This window comes from Pseudomonas sp. GW101-3H06 (assembly GCF_059424605.1).
In genome coordinates, this window is record NZ_JBWKZO010000001.1 from 4,010,052 (window position 1) to 4,027,090 (window position 17,039).

The 17,039-nt window shown below is 61.0% G+C and carries 19 protein-coding genes; 7 read left to right on the forward strand and 12 right to left on the reverse strand.

Annotated elements, in window-relative coordinates; translation table 11 throughout:
• Positions 1–31: 31 nt before the first annotated feature.
• Together AC07ZE_RS18325 and AC07ZE_RS18330 are read right to left on the reverse strand one after the other, a co-directional pair.
• Positions 32–970 (reverse strand): cyclase family protein, encoded by a 939-nt coding sequence (locus tag AC07ZE_RS18325; protein WP_207266080.1) that lies wholly within the window; start codon positions 968–970, stop codon positions 32–34.
• A gap of 204 nt (positions 971–1,174) precedes the next feature.
• Entirely contained in the window at positions 1,175–2,377 is a 1,203-nt protein-coding gene (locus AC07ZE_RS18330; protein WP_207266081.1) for an NAD(P)/FAD-dependent oxidoreductase, read from the reverse strand.
• Positions 2,378–2,567: 190 nt separating this feature from the next.
• On the opposite strand from AC07ZE_RS18330, the gene AC07ZE_RS18335 reads away from it, so the two are divergent.
• On the forward strand, positions 2,568–3,587 hold the full coding sequence (locus tag AC07ZE_RS18335) for a GlxA family transcriptional regulator (protein ID WP_207266082.1): 1,020 nt from the start codon (positions 2,568–2,570) through the stop codon (positions 3,585–3,587).
• A gap of 213 nt (positions 3,588–3,800) precedes the next feature.
• Entirely contained in the window at positions 3,801–4,121 is a 321-nt protein-coding gene (locus AC07ZE_RS18340) for a DUF2388 domain-containing protein (RefSeq protein ID WP_207266083.1), read from the forward strand.
• An 83-nt stretch (positions 4,122–4,204) separates the two neighbouring features.
• Here the strand turns inward: AC07ZE_RS18340 and AC07ZE_RS18345 are convergent, their stop codons facing one another.
• Together AC07ZE_RS18345 and AC07ZE_RS18350 are read right to left on the reverse strand one after the other, a co-directional pair.
• Positions 4,205–5,113: a pyridoxal-phosphate dependent enzyme gene (locus tag AC07ZE_RS18345; protein ID WP_207266084.1), complete on the reverse strand. Its 909-nt coding sequence runs from the start codon at positions 5,111–5,113 to the stop codon at positions 4,205–4,207.
• Between the two features lie 202 nt (positions 5,114–5,315).
• Positions 5,316–6,107, reverse strand: a complete 792-nt coding sequence (locus AC07ZE_RS18350; protein WP_207266085.1) for an SDR family NAD(P)-dependent oxidoreductase — start codon at positions 6,105–6,107, stop codon at positions 5,316–5,318.
• Positions 6,108–6,231: 124 nt separating this feature from the next.
• Here AC07ZE_RS18350 and AC07ZE_RS18355 point away from each other — a divergent pair, with 124 nt between their 5' ends.
• A complete protein-coding gene (locus AC07ZE_RS18355; RefSeq protein WP_207266086.1) occupies positions 6,232–7,182 on the forward strand; it encodes a GlxA family transcriptional regulator in 951 nt (316 codons plus the stop codon).
• Positions 7,183–7,201: 19 nt separating this feature from the next.
• Here AC07ZE_RS18355 and AC07ZE_RS18360 read toward each other — a convergent pair whose 3' ends face one another.
• From AC07ZE_RS18360 to AC07ZE_RS18380, 5 genes are all read right to left on the reverse strand, one after another.
• A complete protein-coding gene (locus AC07ZE_RS18360) occupies positions 7,202–7,870 on the reverse strand; it encodes an HAD-IA family hydrolase (RefSeq protein WP_207266087.1) in 669 nt (222 codons plus the stop codon).
• Positions 7,871–7,927: 57 nt separating this feature from the next.
• Positions 7,928–8,332 carry a response regulator gene (locus AC07ZE_RS18365; RefSeq protein WP_207266088.1) on the reverse strand — a complete coding sequence of 135 codons (405 nt, stop codon included), beginning with the start codon at positions 8,330–8,332 and terminating at the stop codon, positions 7,928–7,930.
• A gap of 200 nt (positions 8,333–8,532) precedes the next feature.
• Complete coding sequence (locus tag AC07ZE_RS18370) at positions 8,533–8,799, reverse strand: pentapeptide MXKDX repeat protein (protein ID WP_207266089.1); 267 nt, start codon at positions 8,797–8,799, stop codon at positions 8,533–8,535.
• A 52-nt stretch (positions 8,800–8,851) separates the two neighbouring features.
• The gene (locus AC07ZE_RS18375; protein ID WP_207266090.1) at positions 8,852–9,637 is read right to left on the reverse strand and encodes a molybdopterin-dependent oxidoreductase; all 786 of its coding nucleotides are present in this window, start codon (positions 9,635–9,637) and stop codon (positions 8,852–8,854) included.
• Positions 9,634–10,251, reverse strand: coding sequence for a cytochrome b/b6 domain-containing protein (locus tag AC07ZE_RS18380; RefSeq protein ID WP_207266091.1), 618 nt, complete (start codon positions 10,249–10,251; stop codon positions 9,634–9,636). The genes AC07ZE_RS18375 and AC07ZE_RS18380 overlap by 4 nt, the downstream gene beginning before the upstream one ends.
• Positions 10,252–10,439: 188 nt before the next feature.
• On the opposite strand from AC07ZE_RS18380, the gene AC07ZE_RS18385 reads away from it, so the two are divergent.
• Positions 10,440–11,375 (forward strand): class I SAM-dependent methyltransferase, encoded by a 936-nt coding sequence (locus tag AC07ZE_RS18385; RefSeq protein ID WP_207266092.1) that lies wholly within the window; start codon positions 10,440–10,442, stop codon positions 11,373–11,375.
• A gap of 76 nt (positions 11,376–11,451) precedes the next feature.
• Here the strand turns inward: AC07ZE_RS18385 and AC07ZE_RS18390 are convergent, their stop codons facing one another.
• Positions 11,452–12,225 (reverse strand): helix-turn-helix transcriptional regulator, encoded by a 774-nt coding sequence (locus AC07ZE_RS18390; protein ID WP_207266093.1) that lies wholly within the window; start codon positions 12,223–12,225, stop codon positions 11,452–11,454.
• Between the two features lie 110 nt (positions 12,226–12,335).
• Between AC07ZE_RS18390 and AC07ZE_RS18395 the strand changes: the two genes are divergently transcribed.
• Positions 12,336–13,439 (forward strand): polyamine ABC transporter substrate-binding protein, encoded by a 1,104-nt coding sequence (locus AC07ZE_RS18395; protein WP_207266094.1) that lies wholly within the window; start codon positions 12,336–12,338, stop codon positions 13,437–13,439.
• A gap of 81 nt (positions 13,440–13,520) precedes the next feature.
• Positions 13,521–14,651 (forward strand): DmpA family aminopeptidase, encoded by a 1,131-nt coding sequence (locus AC07ZE_RS18400; protein WP_207266095.1) that lies wholly within the window; start codon positions 13,521–13,523, stop codon positions 14,649–14,651.
• 296 nt (positions 14,652–14,947) lie between these two features.
• Here AC07ZE_RS18400 and AC07ZE_RS18405 read toward each other — a convergent pair whose 3' ends face one another.
• Entirely contained in the window at positions 14,948–15,574 is a 627-nt protein-coding gene (locus tag AC07ZE_RS18405) for a TetR/AcrR family transcriptional regulator (RefSeq protein WP_207266096.1), read from the reverse strand.
• A gap of 163 nt (positions 15,575–15,737) precedes the next feature.
• Between AC07ZE_RS18405 and AC07ZE_RS18410 the strand changes: the two genes are divergently transcribed.
• The gene (locus AC07ZE_RS18410; protein WP_207266097.1) at positions 15,738–16,178 is read left to right on the forward strand and encodes a hotdog fold domain-containing protein; all 441 of its coding nucleotides are present in this window, start codon (positions 15,738–15,740) and stop codon (positions 16,176–16,178) included.
• Positions 16,179–16,241: 63 nt separating this feature from the next.
• Here AC07ZE_RS18410 and AC07ZE_RS18415 read toward each other — a convergent pair whose 3' ends face one another.
• Complete coding sequence (locus tag AC07ZE_RS18415; RefSeq protein WP_207266098.1) at positions 16,242–16,964, reverse strand: GNAT family N-acetyltransferase; 723 nt, start codon at positions 16,962–16,964, stop codon at positions 16,242–16,244.
• Positions 16,965–17,039: the final 75 nt, after the last annotated feature.

The window sequence follows — 17,039 nt, forward strand, 5'->3', positions numbered from 1 at the left end:
CGCGGGTGGGTTATGAACTGGGCGTTGGGTATCAGCGAATCGCCACCGGGTTGATGTTGACCTGGGTCGAGCCCTTGTACAGCGGCTGCCCGAGCACGAACATGAAAGTCCATGCCTTGTCCCGCACCAGCGCGCGGCTGTCGATCAGTTCAAGATTGTAGATGCCGTTCTTGGCCAGCATGAACTGGTTGACCGGGAACACCTGGCCGTCAGTGCCGGGGTAGATTTCCGAGGCCCAGGTGTCACCACCGAAGGCGACGATCTGCTTGTCCGCCAACCATTTGGCCGCCGCCATGCCGATGCCAGGTTCCACTGCAAGGAACTTCTCGTTGTCCTTGCCCAGCAGTTCCAGCCAACCGGTGTTGAACAGCACCACGTCACCTTTCTCGATGGTGATGCCTTGCAGGTCCAACGCCTTCTGGATGTCGGCGACCGTGAACTCGGTTTTCTCCGGCACGATGGCGCTGCCATACACCGCGGTCATGTCCAGCACCACACCACGGGTGACCATCGGCGGGACTTTTTCGATGCCGAGTTTCTGCACCCCTTCCACGGTGACAAAGTCTGCCGCGCGGTTGCCGTTGTAATAGACATTATCGATGCCGATGTGGCCGATGCCATTGAGCTGGGTGCCGACACCGGTCCAGCCCACCACCAGCTCATCGTTGAAGGTGAATTTGTTCGGCCCCATGGTGGCGCCGCCCGCTTCGCCGGGCTGGACGTTGGTCAGGTGAAAACTGCGATGACGGAAGGCCGGCAGATTCTTGTCGATGGGCACCGCCAGCGGGTAGGTCTTGCCGGTCTTGATCAGTTTGGCGGCATTGAGCACCGAATCGGCATTGAGCAGGTTCAGCGCGCCGATTTCATCTTGGGCACCGTATTTCGACGGGTACCATTTTTCACCCTCGGCGGCGTGGGCGGCGTTGAGGGAGAACAACAGGGCAAAAGGCAGAACCAAGCGATTGAGCATGTGGGGGTCCTTGTCTGGTTTGAGTGACCCCAAGGTACCCAGCCCTTTTGTGCAGAAACAGACAGCTATGAACAATACAATTGTTCTCAATACTCACGAGTACCCGACCTGTGGGAGTGAGCCTGCTCGCGAAGAGGCAGGCACATCCAACATCACTGTTGCCTGACACACCGCCATCGCGAGCAGGATGACCAATCCATCCGTTTAGAAGGATGCCAGAGGGTCACCGGCCGCCAGCGCGTCGGCGCGGTTCGCCGCAGGCGGATAGATCCACTGGGTGTTGATCATGCGCTTGCGTTCCTTGCCTTCGTCATGGGTCAACACCACCTGACGGTCCCAGCCCTCGGTGTACACCGCACCCCACTCGCCCAGGTCCAGGCAGGTGGCGTAGAAGGGTTGACGGTACGGCAGGGTCGGCACGCCCAGCAGATCGGCAGCCACGTTGTGCCCGCCAAAGCGTCCCATGATGATCGCGTGCTGGCAGGACATCAGCGCGTAATGCCCTTGATCATCGGTCAACGCCCTGGCCACGTCGCCGGCGGCAAACACGTGATCGGTGCCGATCACACGCAAGTCGTCGGTCACTTCGGCGCGTCCCAGGCGGTCGAGCTGCGATGACACTTGCGAGGTCAGGCCACTGGCGACCAGCCCACCGGTCCAGATTACGGTCATTGCATCGATGCGCTGACCGTTGGCGGTCTGCACGCCATCGGCATCAATGGCAACCACCCCGGAACCGACCTGAAACTCGATGCCCATCTGCTGCAGCGCTTCGATGATCAACGGTCGCGGATTCGCCCCCAGGTCCGGACCGATTTCATCGGCGCGTTCGACCACGACAACCCTGAACGGGACATTTGGCCCAAGGATCTTGCGCAGTTTTTCCGGCAGTTCGGTGGCCACTTCCAGCCCGGTGAAACCACCACCCACCACCACGACCGTATTGCGCTCCGGCGAATCCGGCAGCTGGCGCAACCCGACCAGGTGTTCCTCCAGTTCCACTGCATCGGCCAGTTGATCCGTGGCGAAAGCGTATTCGGCCAACCCTGGCACCGGCGGGCGATTGAGTATGCTGCCGCTGGTCAGCAACAGGCGGTCATAGTCCAGTTTGATGTCACGACCGTCAGCGCTCCGGGCAACCACCTGGCGAGCGGATGTGTCGATGCGTTCAACTTCGGCACCGACGAACCTGACGCCCACTGCTTGCAGCACGGGCGACAAGGGCGCCGTCATTTCATGGGGTGAGGGTTCATACAGGCGCGGGCGAATGACCAGTTCCGGTCGTGGGGACACCAGGGTCACGTCGACATCGGCAGACTTGCCATGGATGTCGAGTACGCGCGCCGCGCCCAAGGCGCTCCAGACGCCGGCAAAACCGGCGCCGATAATCACTATATTCTTGGCCATGATCTCTACCTTCGTGCAAGTTATCGAGGCAGACAGCGAACAAATATCCTACAACCAGGCACTGCTGACAGGGCTAGACTTCGTCGGACCAACTGACATAAAACCCTGAAATCCTGACAGCCGATCAACAGCCATCACGTTTATACCGTTTGCGAATTATCATTATTCCAACTCGCTCAAACAGAAGCTTATGAACGCAATCCCCAGTCCCTTCGAATCACCCGTCATTCCCGTTGGACAGCCGCGCCTGATCGTATTCCTCGCCTACCCGGATATGGGCCTGCTGGACCTGACCGGGGCGCAGACCGTGTTCTGGGCGGCTTCCCGGTACATGAACAGTCGCGGCTTGCCGGGCTACACGCTGCACACGGCCAGCCTTGCCGGCGGCTTGATGGCAACCGCGGAAGGTCTGGCGGTGAACACTGTGCCGCTGACCGACTTCGCCGAAGATTCCATCGACACGCTGATCGCTCCCGGCGCACCGAACATTCTCCATGCCATGAATAGATCGCTGGACCTTGTCGCATGGCTGGCCGGGGCATCGGGCAAAGCCAAACGCACCGCGTCGGTGTGCAGCGGCACCTTCCTGCTGGCCGAGGCCGGATTGCTCGAGGGGCGCCGCGCCGCCACCCACTGGGCGATGTGCGAGATGCTCAAGGAGCGCTATCCGTCGATCGAAGTCGACAACGATGCGATCTTCGTCAAGCAGGGGCCGGTGTGGACATCCGCCGGCGTCAGCGCCGGTATCGACCTGGCGCTGGCGCTGGTCGAAGAAGATTGCGGGCGCGAAGTGGCGTTGCAAGTAGCCCGGGAAATGGTGGTATTCCTCAAGCGCCCCGGCGGCCAGGCCCAGTACAGTCAACTGCTGCAATCGCAAACCAGCGAAGGTGCCACCTTCGACGACCTGCACCTGTGGATCACGCAAAACCTGGCCGGGGAAAACCTCACGGTCGAGGCCCTGGCCCAACAGGTTCAAATGAGCCCGCGCAACTTCGCCCGGGTCTACAAGCTCAAGACCGGCCGCACCCCGGCCAAGGCTGTGGAAGTACTGCGGGTCGAAGCCGCCCGGCGCTTGCTGGAAGATTCGGAGCGCAACATTGATCAAATCTCCCGGCAGTGCGGCTTTGGTGATGAAGAGCGCATGCGCCTGACGTTCCAGCGAAATCTGGGGGTTTCGCCACGGGAATATCGCAACCGGTTTTCGCGGTGAATGGGCTCAGGATCAACCCGATTCTATTGTGGAAGCCAGGCTGCTCGCGAAGGGGTCGTGTCAGTCGACATCGATAGCGAAGGTCAGTCCGCTTTCGCGAGCAGGCTCGCTCCCACAAGGCACGACGAATCCGGACGGAACTCTCCAGGGCCGCCGCGCATCCTAAAATATGAGGCATTTCCTTTTTGCAGCACGCTTTCAGAGGACACCATCATGCGCCGTCTGATTATCGTTTCTTCCCTGCTGTTGTGTTTACCCATCGGTTCTGCGATGGCCGATGTGGATGCGGGCGACGTCGCCACCTCGGCCGGCGTATCCGCTTCGCTGTACTCGACCTTCAAGGATGACAAACTGATGATTCCCGCCCGGGATGACGCCTCCAGCTTCGTGGCCAGTGGCGGTACGATTCGCGGCGTGTATCTGGAATCGGTACTCAATCAGCTCCGGCAGAATCATCCAGACCTCAATAACGCAAGCGACGAAGACCTGGCCCGCGCCATCCTCGTCCAGGACGGTGTTCGCGCAGGTCAATAAAACCCGTCAATCCCAACGGTGGGGCTTGTGACACTCGATAGCGTGCCTGGCCCTGCCTTGTTTGACATTCATGATGTTCCAGATCAACGAGCCCAGCCGGCGACCAGTTGCGCGCTGATGCTGACGCCGCCACACACCACAATCACCACGTCGTGAGCTTCGGCGATCGCCGGGTGATCCAGGTAGGCGATGGCCAGCGAAACGCCGCAGGCGGGCTCGACCAGCTGGCGCAAATCGCTGGCGTAACGCACCACCCCCATAATCGCCTCTTCATCGCTGAGCACTACGCACTCGTGGTCAAAATCGACAACGTGCTCCACGGGCCAGGCGGCCACCAACGTCGCACCGAGCGACCGCGCGACCGTATCGATCCGGGGAAACTTGACAGGGTGCCCGGCACGGACAGCGGCAGCAAAAGACGCGGCGCCCTCCGTTTCACAGGCGATGATCCTGCAATCCATGCGTTTGTGGCGAATCAGCCCGGTGAGAAGGCCGGCCAGCAAACCACCGCCCCCCACCGAGGTCACCAACGCATCGACCTGCGGACAATCCTCGAGAATTTCATCGATCATCGTGCTGTGCCCTTCCCACAGCACCGGGTGATCGAAGGCCGGCACAAATTCGGTGTCCGCGCCTTTCGCCAGCTCCTTGGCCCGCAGATTGGCCTCGTCCCAGACCTTGCCATGGACAAGCACGTCGGCGCCGGTTTTCTTGATCCTGGCGCGGGTGGATTCAGGGGTCGTGTGCGGCACCACGATGCAGGCTTTCATGCCCAGGCGGGCAGCCGCCACGGCGGTGGCAAACCCGGCATTACCACCAGAAGGACAGACCACCTTGCGTTTGCCCTTCGCCGCCGCCTGGCTGCACAAAAGCCCTATGCCACGCAGCTTGAAGGAGCCGCTGGGTTGCAGGTTTTCCAGTTTGAGCCAGATTCGGCGGGACGGCGTCGACAGGTCTGGATGCAGGATCAAGGGCGTTCTGATGTGAAGCATTTTGGGCTCCTGTTGCACGCCACAGCCCCGTCGAATTTTCCACGGGTCAGTGGTGAACGGTCCTTGTTCAAGCTTAGTTCACCCAGTCCCGGCACTGACACTTCAATGGCCCTTTCGCGAGCAGGCTCGCTCCCACAGGATGGGCGCTGATCCTTGTGGGAGCGAGCCTGCTCGCGAAGGCGTCCGCAAGAACACCATCAATCTAACGGTAACGCGGCGCCGACGTGGAGCTGCCGAACAACCCGGAAAGCACCTGACGCTGGGCTTCGTATCGGTCCCATTGAGCACCGTCGTGCAATCCTGGAATGGTCACCACTTCCCCGCTCGCCAACCCCACCAGTGCGGCGTCGACCATATCGTCGGCAGACATCACGATTTCCTGCGGCAGGTTTTCCACCGGATTCCCGGCCTCGCTCCAGAAATCGGTGGCGGTGGCGCCCGGCAGCACGGCCTGGATGCGCACGCCTTTATCGGCCAGTTCGTGGTGCATCGACTGGCTCAAGGCCAGAACGAATGCCTTGGTCCCGCCGTACACACCGTTGAGGATTTGCGGGGCGATAGCGACGATCGAGGCAATGTTGATCACAGTCCCGCTGCCACGGGCGACGAAACCCGGTGCCACGGCGTAGGCCAGACGCGTCAGCGCTGTAATGTTGAGGGTGATCATGTCTTCCATGTCATCAACGGGGCTGCCCAGCAGCGGCATGACCGCGCCGACTCCGGCGTTATTGACCAGCAGGGTGATGCTGGCATCGCTGCGCAGGATCTGTTCGACCCGCAGCAAATCAGCCTTGTCTTTCAAATCGGCGACAACCACTTCCACGTTGCGACCGGTTTCGTCGCTCAAACGGTTGGCCAGGGCATTGAGTTTCGCCTGGCTGCGCGCCACCAGAATCAGGTCGTAGCCCTGGCGGGCAAGTCGATCTGCATACACCGCGCCGATGCCTGACGAGGCTCCAGTAATCAGTGCAGTACCTTGGGTTGAGAGCGTCATGTTCAATGTCCTTCACGGTGAGGCGAAACGTTCGCCGGGTGTGAGCTGTTATAAATAAGCTCGTGCGTGTCGCAAATGACGTTTAAAGTACGTTTTTCGGACACGACCGTTTGAGGGCATCGCAATGATCAGCGTGGCGTTTGTGGTTTTCGAGGGTTTCCAGTCCATGGCGCTGGCGGCCATGCCGGTGTTCGAATACGCCAATTTCAGCGCTGGCGAAGCCCTGTATGACGTGCGCGTACTGTCTGAGGAGGGTCACACCCTGCGCGCCTCCGGCGGGTTGACGGTCGGCACCGAAGCATTCGATGAACGGCTGATCGATACGGTGATCGTGGTAGGCGGCGATGCGATCCTCGAACAGGCCCCCGAAGCGGTGCTCGATTACCTGCGCGCCAGCACCCAGACCGCCCGACGCACGGCGTCGATCTGTTCCGGCGCCTTTGTCATGGCCCAGGCCGGTTTGCTTGATGGTCGGCGTGCCACCACGCACTGGGCCTATGCGCGGCAGCTGCAGGAGCGTTTTCCGTCAATCAAGGTGGAAGCTGACCGTATTTACGTGATCGACGGTTCGATCTGGACGTCCGCCGGGATGACCGCCGGCATCGACCTGGCACTGGCCATGGTGGAAAAAGACCACGGCGCCGAACTGGCCCGCTCGGTGGCGCAGAAACTGGTGATGTACCACCGTCGCGCCGGTGGCCAGTCGCAACACTCGGCGTTGCTGGAACTGGCGCCGAAATCCGACCGCATCCAGACCGTGCTCGGCTATGCCCGGGAACACCTGGCCCAGACGCTGTCGGTGGAGCAACTGGCGGACGTGGCGCGCCTCAGCCCTCGCCAGTTCAGCCGAGCCTTTCGCGCCGAAACCGGGCAATCGCCGGCCAAGGCCATCGAAAACCTGCGCCTGGAGGCGGCGCGACAGATGCTCGAACGCGGGCGCCTGACCCTCGACCAGATTGCCCTGGAAACCGGCTTCAGCGACCGCCGCCGCATGCGCGAAGCGTTCCTGCGGGCGTTCGGGCAACCGCCGCAGGTGATTCGGCGTAATGCCCGCTCGATCCCAGGGATTGACTGAAACATACGCTCGCCCAGTATTAGATTGTGTGCAGGCTGATGAAACCGTCGGCGTCTACACGGGCAACAACCGAGTCATAAGTGCCCAGCACGGCATGCCCCGTTTCCATCGGCTGATCATGGGTCGCCGTGACAATCACCAAATCCGCCCCCGCCGCTTGCGCCGCGAGTATCCCCACCGTGGCGTCTTCGAACACCAGGCAATCCGTTATCTCGACATCCAGCCGCCGGGCAGCCAGCCGATAACCGGCCGGGTCAGGCTTGCCGACGCTGACGTCCTCGGCGGTGACCATCACGTCCGGCTCGGGAATTCCGGCGGCGGCCATGCGGCGTAATGCCAGTGTCCTGGGTGCCGAGGTGACGATGGCCCATTGATGGGCCGGCAGTGACCGGAGAAACCGCGCCGCGCCGATCACCTCTGCAACCCCTTCGACATCCTCGATTTCCGCTGCGGTGATCCACGCGGCTTCGGCCTCGGCATCGACACCGGGCAAGGCCAGGCGCTGGATGGTATCGATGGCGCGGGCGCCGTGGATGGTGGGCAGAAAGGTCCCGACATCAACACCGTGGCGCACGGCCCAGTGGCTCCAGACGCGCTCGGCGGCGGCAATCGAGGTAAGGATGGTGCCGTCCATGTCGAACAGGAAGGCACGGTACGGGACGTTGTAGACGGCGTCTGGAGTAGACAAAAGGGTCCTTCCTGTCTCAAGGAGATGGCAGATGTCTTGAGGAATGTACACGATCACTCATGTACGGCGTGAGTTGAACGCAACATCCACGCAATCGAGCAACTGCCCCAGGGCCCAGGGTTTCTTGATGAACGAGACCTCGTGCCGCACACCGGAGCTTTGCGGGGTTTCGTAGCCGGACATGATCATGATCGGTTTGTCCGGCCAGCGATCGCCGAACAGGTTGGCCAGGTCTGCGCCGTTGAGGGTGCCGGGCATGGTGATGTCCGTCAGCAACAATCCGACGCCCTGCGCATGACGCTGCAAGTACACCGACGCGGCGTCCGCACTGGTCTGCGGTTCTACCGCATAGCCTTCTTCCTGAAGAATTTCACAGAGAAATTCCAGAATCAGCGGGTCGTCCTCAACCACCAGAATCAACCCGCCATGAAGGTCTCCACCTGCCGTCGATACTCGACTCATGACCTTGCCGCTCCCTGTATGCCTCAACGATTTCGCGGGCTCTAATCCGCTACCTACAGGTATGAGCAGCGGCGTCGACGGAAATTCATTTTTGATACAGTGAAGTGACGAAATCAGGTGCATGAGTCAAGGTCATGCCGTTGCACGGCAAACAACTGCGGGATCAAGCTCGCTCCCGCAGGAATTGAGGTGGTTGGGGGTTACTGAGACATCGCGTCCTTTTTCATCGCATCCTTGGACATGGCGTCTTTTTTCATGCCGTCCTTGCTCATCGAATCCTTGGACATGCTGTCTTTCTTCATCGCGTCATTGGCCATGGCATCTTTTTTCATCGCGTCTTTGTGCATGGCGTCCTTGGACATTGCGTCTTTGCTCATGCTGTCGTTGCTCATGGCATCGGCAGCGAAGACACTGGCGGTGCCCATTGCCAGGCACATCGACAGAACGGCGGTGGCTATTTTTTTCATGATGTAACTCCTTGAAGCTCAGTTTGCGGGTGTATGAACGAATCAGGCCCCGTCAGCTGCCCCCGAACCAGTTGTAGCCCTGGTCTTCCCAGTAGCCACCGCTGTAGGTGTTGCTGACGAAAATCGCCTGGATGTGTTTGGGGTTCTTGTAGCCGAGTTTGGTGGGCATGCGCAGCTTCATCGGGAAGCCATACTCGCGCGGCAGTACCGCGCCGTCCCAGGTCAGCGCCAACAGGGTTTGCGCATGCAACGCGGTGGCCATGTCGATGCTGGTGTAGTAATCGTCGGCGCACTTGAAGCCGACGTATTTGGCATCGGTGTCGGCGCCGATCCGCTTGAGGAAGTCACTGAAGCGCACGCCGCCCCAGCGTCCGATTGCGCTCCAGCCTTCGACGCAAATGTGCCGGGTGATCTGTTCGGTCTGTGCCATGGCCCGCAACTCCTCGAGGCGCCAGCTGCGCTTGTCCGCGACCAGCCCTGTGACTTCCAGGCGATACCCCTCCTCCTCCACCGTCGGCGCATCCTCGATGCCGTAGAAGGCATTGAAGGGAAACGGCCGGGTGATCATCGACGCCGGATAGGTCGGCGCCATGGCATTGGGGTTGAACAGCCAGCCCTGCACCCGATCGTTGAAGCGCGACATGGATGACAACGCGGTCTCGACGCTGTCGCTGTCGGTCAGGTTGCAACCGGACAACATGGCCACGCCACCCAGGGTCAAGCCACGCAGCAGGAACGAGCGACGGGAGCGGTCCTCGATCTGCGGCGCGAGGATTTTCCGGGCGTCGGTCAGGATGGACGACTCGTCCAGTCCGGAGTCTCGAATGGGCTTTTTCATACGTGCTCCTTACGACCGACGATCATGGCCAGCAGTGTTTTGGGTACCAGCGCGACCATCACCAGATGCACCGCCACGAACGCCACCAACAGCGCCATCGTGATGAAGTGCACATGCCGCGCGGCTTCATAACCGCCCATCAGTTCACGCAACAACGGGAACTGCACCGACTTCCACAACACCAGGCCGGAGATCACCAGCAAGGTGATGTCGACCATCACGAACAGGTACGCCACTCGTTGCACCTGGTTGTAATGGCTCAGGTCGGCATGACCGAGCTTTCCGCGCATTGCAGCCCACAGGTCATGCAGCACGCCTTTGGGCGAGACCGGGAAAAACCGTCGTTTCAGACGCCCACTGAGCAGGTTGATGAGCAGATAGACGAGGCCGTTGATCGCCAGCAACCACATCGCCGCGAAGTGCCATTGCAAGGCACCGCCGAGCCAGCCGCCGAGGGTGATCGATTTCGGGAAGCTGAAATCGTAAAGCGGCGAGGCGTTGTAGATGCGCCAGCCGCTGGTGACCATCACCAGCACCGCCAGGGCGTTGAGCCAATGGGTGAGCCTCAGCCAGCGAGGGTGGCTGGCCTTGGGTGAAGCAGTTGACTGCGACATATCCGGCTCCTGGTAATTGTTCGTTGGGGCCGAGTATAGGGAGCAAAAGATCGCCAAATCCTGACGAAAAGTTAAATTAATCGTGATAAATCGCCGTTCACAAACCCGCTCCCACAGGGTTTTGTGTAGTCCACCAATGGCGCGAGTATGGTTAAATGCCGCCCCCCTGAAATTGCCGACCCAGACCGATGATCCCTGACGCCCTCGCCACGCTCCACGCGCATTTACTGACCGCCCTGGCAACCGCCCCTGTCGAAACCCGCCGCCTGTTCCATGGCCGTGGTCGCTGCTGGCCAGGGCTGGAGCAAGTGACGGTCGACTGGTTGCAGGGCGTGGTATTGGTGGCGCTGTTCAAGGAGCCGGAGCCTTCGCAACTGGACGATTTGAAGCAGTTGCTGATGGCGATCACCCAGTCAGCGCAGTGGGCACAATCGGGCGCGCATACCCTGTTGCTGCAACATCGCTACCTGCTGCAAAGCACCACCGAATGGCTGCTCGGGGAAGAAATCGACGAATTGACCATTACCGAGGGCGGGCTGAAATACCGGGTGGACCTGGGCCGCAAGCAGAACACCGGTCTGTTCCTCGACATGCGCTACGGCCGCGACTGGGTGCGGGCCAATGCCGAGGGCAAACGGGTCCTGAATCTGTTCGCCTACACCTGCGGCTTTTCGGTGGCGGCCATCGAAGGTGGCGCGACCCACGTGGTCAATCTGGACATGTCCAGCCCGGCCCTGAGCCGTGGCCGCGACAACCACCGACTCAACGGACATGACCTGGGCAAGGTCACATTTCTCGGTCACGACCTGTTCAAGTCCTGGGGCAAGGTGATCGGCAAGGGCCCGTACGATCTGGTGATCATCGACCCGCCCTCGTTTCAGAAAGGCAGTTTCCTGCTGACCAAGGATTACCAGCGCGTGCTGCGCCGCCTTCCGGAACTGCTCAGCCCGCAAGGCACGGTACTGGCGTGCATGAACGACCCGGCATTCGGTGCGGACTTCCTCATCGAAGGTGTGACCCGTGAAGCGCCGAGCCTGCGCTTCGAGCACCGGCTGGACAATCCGCCGGAGTTTCCGGATGCGGATATCGAGTGCGGGTTGAAGGCTCTGGTGTTTCGCCAGTAAGACCGAGTCGCACCTTTCGCGAGCAAGCCCGCGAAGGGGCCCGCACAGCCAATCAATCAACCTCAGGCACACCTGCTCAGCGCGGCTGCAACACCAACGCAAACAACTCCCCATGCCCGTTCACATTGAGCTTGTGATAGAGGTTGCGCCGATGGACCTTCACCGTCTCCGGAGAGATACCCATTTGCTGGGCGATGGCCTTGCTGGAGAAGCCCTGGAGAATCAGCCGTGCGGTTTCGATTTCGCGGGCTGACAGGCGCGCGTCGAAGCGGTCAAGCAGGGTTGCCAGGTCGCCGGCCACCGGTTCGGCAACCGGACCTTCCGGCGGCAGCAGTTGCAGGTGTCGGCGCATGGCGGCCAGCACCCAGTCACGCACGCACAGCAGGCGGCCCTGCTCTTGAAGGCTGAAGCGGGTCGAGCGTCCCAGGGACAGGCCGAGCACGGCGCCATCGAGGTTGACCATGAACTGCAACTCGTCACCGCCGACCACCGAGCGAAAGTAACTGAGGTAGTACTCGCTTTGCTGGAACTGGTCGGGCGCCACCGAGTCGAGGCTGTGCAAGCCGTCGGCGATGCCGGCGCACACGGCCAGGTAGAACGGATCGAGCAGGTACATGCCGGCGCTGTAATCGGCCAGTTCCTCGTGCTCGTCGCCACTGCCTTTTGCGTCGAAATCGATCAGCAGACGCGGCACCCGACCGGGCTGCATCACCGCGACCAGCGCATTGTCCAGCGGCACCAGCAGGCGCAGGGTGTCGACCAGCGCCCGCCAGAACCCACCCTCGCCCAACGCACCGAACACCCGCGCCAGGCCCTGGTGCAGCGGCAACTCTTTCAACAACGCGTCCACGTACTACCCCTTTCGAGTAACCCATGATGGGAATGGGTAACGGCCACCCCGGTCGATACGCTGCAAGCTCCTGAATATCACCGGCCGCAGCAGGCCAGGAGTGCCGCATCATGAGTGGTCACCGCTCGTATTTCAATCTGGGCCTGGGCGCCTGTCTGGCGGCCTCGCTGTCGGCGGTTGCTGCCGAAGTCCCGACCGTCCATGTGTACAACTGGTACGACTACATCGGTCCCGATACCCTGCAGGACTTCAAGCGTGACACCGGGATCCAGCCGGTCTACGACACCTTCGACAGCGCCGAAGTGCTGGAAGGCAAACTGCTGACCAGCCGTAGCGGCTACGACGTGGTGGTGGCCAGTAACTTCAGTCTTCCGACCTTGATCAAGGCCGGCGCGCTGGCGCCATTACCCCGGGCCCAAATGCCCGACTTCAAGAACATGGACACCGACCTGCTGGCGAAACTGGCCAACAACGATCCGGGTAACCAGTACGCCGTACCGTACCTGTGGGGCACCAACGGCATCGGCTACAACATCGACAAGGTGCGCGCCGTACTCGGCGACAAGGCGCCGGTGGATTCCTGGGACCTGGTGTTCAAGGAAGAGAACCTGGCCAAGCTCGGCGAATGCGGCGTGGCGATGCTCGACTCCCCTGCGGAAATGCTGCCGGTCGCCCTGCATTACCTCGGCCTGCCGCCCAACAGCACCCACCCCGAGGATTACAAGAAGGCCGAAGCGCTGCTGCTCAAGTTGCGCCCGCATATTGCCTACTTCAACTCGTCGAAGTTCATCAGCGACCTGTCCAACGGCAACATCTGTGTGGCGGTGGGTTGGTCCGGAGCGATGCTGGAGGCCAAGGCCGCCGCCGAACAGGCGGGCAACGGCGTGAAGATCGCCTACAGCCTGCCCAAGGAAGGCGCGCCGGTGTGGTTCGACACGCTGGTGCTGCTCAAGGACGCTCCGCACCCGCAACAGGGCCTGGCCTTCATCGATTACCTGATGCGTGCCGAAGTCATCGCCCCGGTCAGCAATCACCTCAACTACCCCAACGGCAATCGTAATGCGACAGCGTTGGTGGCCGAAGCGACACGCACCAATCCTGCCGTTTATCCATCGGCCGAGGCGCTGGCCACGTTGTTCACCTTGCAACCTTTGCCGCCGGCGACCGAGCGCGTGCGCACGCGGATCTGGAGCAAGGTCAAGAACGGTCAATAGATCAAACACCGCAAACCCCTGTGGGATTGTGCTCTAGCCCATGCCCCTTTTTCCGACCATGAATCGAAGATGAGAATCCCCATGAAACCACGTGCCCGCGACCTGAATATTCAGTTTGGCCAACTGCAACCCGGCCCTCTCAACGCCATCACCGATGTACCCGGCGTGCGGGTCGGCCACAGCAATGTGCGAGGTCGTACCGTCCAGGGTCGTGACATCCTGACGGGTGTCACCGTGATCGAGCCCCGTGCCGGTTCCACCAGCCAGCAGCCGTGTTTTGCCGGTGTCCATGTACTCAACGGCAACGGCGATGCCACGGGGCTTGAGTGGATTCGCGAGGCTGGCCTGTTGACCAGCCCGATCGCTTTCACCAACACCCACAGCCTCGGTGTGGTGCGTGATGCGCTGATCGTTGTGGACCGTGAGCAGCAACCGGATGACGGGCGGCTCTACTGGAACATGCCGGTGGTGCTGGAGACCTTCGACGGCTTGCTCAACGACATCAACGGCTTCCACGTAAAGCCCGAACACGTGGCTGAAGCAGTGCGCACGGCGGCAGGCGGCCCGGTGGTCGAAGGCAATGTGGGGGGTGGCAGCGGCATGATCTGTCATGAATTCAAGGGTGGCATCGGCACTGCGTCGCGGCGCTTGAACAGTGCCCAGGGCGGCTGGACCGTCGGCGCCATCGTCCAGGCCAACCATGGCATCCGTAATGAACTTCGCGTCGACGGCTATCCGGTCGGACGCTACATGGAACAGGTCGACTCGCCGTTTCTCAAAGCGTCGCTGCCACATCCGGGCATGGGTTCGATCGTGGTCTGCCTGGCCACCGATGCACCGTTGCTGCCGCATCAATGCACGCGCCTGGCACAACGCGCCAGCCTCGGCCTGGCCCGCACCGGCGGCGGTAATGAAGACCACAGCGGCGACATTTTCATCGCCTTCGCCACCGGCAATGCGCACGTGCCACCCGCTGCCTACGAGAGCAAACGCGCGCCAACCACCGGCAACCTGAGCATGGTCAATAACGATCACATCAGCGAATTGTTCCTGGCGGCCACCGAAGCCGTGGAGGAAGCAATCATCAACGCCTTGCTCGCCGCCGAAACGACCGAAGGTAACGGGCATGGGGTACCGGGGCTGGACGCCGAGACACTGCTCAAGGCCTTGAATCAGGCGGGTTGGCCGGGTGAACAGCCTCGCAGAAGCTGACCGTTTTGGGGGGATTCGACTAGCGGTACTTGAGGGCGAACCCCCATCTTTCTACGATGATTATGCGCAGCCGCTTGCTTGCTCAAGCCGTTGCGTAGGTGGTGAGTGCATTGAACCCCTATCAAGCTCACCGCCTGCTTCATGCGCATCTTGAGCCTCAATGGCTCCACTTCCTCCCCATCAAAGAGCTTTGAGGCTCTTTTTTAACCTGCGCGAAATCCAGACACTTGAAAGCCCGGCACTTTGCCGGGCTTCGCATTTTCCCGACAGCAATACAAATCCCTTGTGGGAGCGATTCAGCGGGATTGAGGGTCAACGACCGAGCGCCATGCCGCCTCGGCCAGCAGTTCCCGGTAGGCCTTCGGACTACCCTTGACCCGGCCCGACAACCAGGCACGGCAGTAGCTGTCGGCCTGACCGATGATCAACGACGGCATCAACTCGGCCGGAAAGTCCCCCAATTGGCCCCGGTGCGTGGGGTCCGACAGCCATTCCAACAGCATTTTGTTGCGCGCTTTGTTGCGGGTGGCCAGTTCGTCCTTGTGCGGCCCCTTGGTCACGGCAAATCGCGCGTGGTACTGGAAACGCGCCCATTCGGGCTGGCTGTCGACCCAATCCACATAGCTGTGCACCAAGGCGTATACACCCGCTTGGGTGCTGGCGGCAGCGGCCATGTAGCTGTCGCGCAGCCTGGCCTGGTCATCCAGCGCGGTAAAAAACAACGCGGCCACCAAGCCTTCTTTGTTGCCGAAATGATGGTAGATCGCGCCGACGCTGGTATCGCACTGCGCGCGGATCATCTCGATGGTGGTCGCCTCGATCCCCTGTTCATTGAACAGCTTGAGGGCGTTGCGAAAAATGTCGCGCTTGAGTTCGGCGCGGCGGCCGGGGTAGCAGCGCTCGAGTAAATCTGAAGTTTGCATACTCAACACAGACCAAAAAAACGTGGGTAATGGCTGGCAGTTGCCAACAGACAAGTGGCACTAGGTTGACAGATTTCCCGTCGACAGAATACAGTTCCGTCACAGAATATTATTCTGTTACGGAACTGTATTCCGTGAATCCATCAACCAGAGAGGCTTCTACATGAGTCAGTTCCTCAGCCTGTTCAACAGTGCAGGCCCGCAAGCGTTCAGCCAGATGGCCTGCAAGGTGGCGCCGTACTTCTCCACCATCAACCCACTGGTCACCGACCTGCGCAAAGGCTCGGCCAGCGTACAGGTGCCGTTCGCCCGGGAGATCACCAACCACTTGGGCACCGTTCACGCGATTGCGATGTGCAACGCCGCCGAACTGGCAGCCGGGATGATGACCGACGTGTCCATCCCCGCCGGCGCACGCTGGATTCCCAAGGGCATGACAGTCCAATACCTGGCCAAGGCCAAGAGTGATGTGACGGCGGTGGCGGACGGCGAGGCGGTGGACTGGACGACGGAGGGTGACAAAATCGTGCCGGTGGACATTCACGATGTTGAAGGCAAGAAGGTGTTTACGGCGCGGATTACGATGAATGTGAAGCTGACCTGATTACAAACCGCTGTGGGAGCGAGCAGGCTCGTTCCCACAGTTGACCGCGTTGGCAGAAGGGAATCAGACCAACCGCAACCGCGGCCCACTGACCGGCACCGCCCCTTCCCCCAACCGCTCGCGCACAAACTCATTGGCTTTGCGCGTCAGCTGGTCCAGATGCCGATCCCGCTGTTTCTCCGCATCGAGCATGGCCCGCTTGCCGTGTTTTTGCAGCAGGTACGTATGAATTTGCCGGACCTCCAGTGAACTGTAGATCGACGCCACGTCCAGCAGCGCCATCAAGCCATCGCTGCCGTGGTCGCGGGTGTTCATCAGCACCTGGGTGGCGCGCACGCCCACCACTTGAAAACCCATTGCCTCGAAATACGGCACCTTGGCCACTGCGCAGGTCAACTCGGCATGGGGAAAACGACCGACCAGTTCCCGCAACATCCGTCGCGCAACGCCCTGGCGCCGATGGCTGCCGTGCACCGCCATGTACGCCACGCCGCAGGCCTCGGGATCGTCCTTGACCGGCAGGTACAACAGGAAACCGATCACCTGTTCCGGGTCATCCAGGTCGGTGGCAACGAGCAGTTCCACATCGATTCCTTTCGCCCCGCTCAACGCTTCCAGATACAGGTGCACCTCATAACCGATCGCGTATTGGTAAACGTTGTACAGCAGGTTGCTCGGCGGTATCGCGACCATGCTGATGTCGGTCAGGTTGTCGACCACCATTTGCAGGATCTGGCTGTTGATGTGCTCGGGGCACGGTGTTTTGAAGTGGGTGATCTGGGGCATTGCGGGGGATGACTCCGGGGTGCGATGACTGCCTATCATATCGCGCTGCGAGGTTTGCTCGTGTGCCTTGATGAC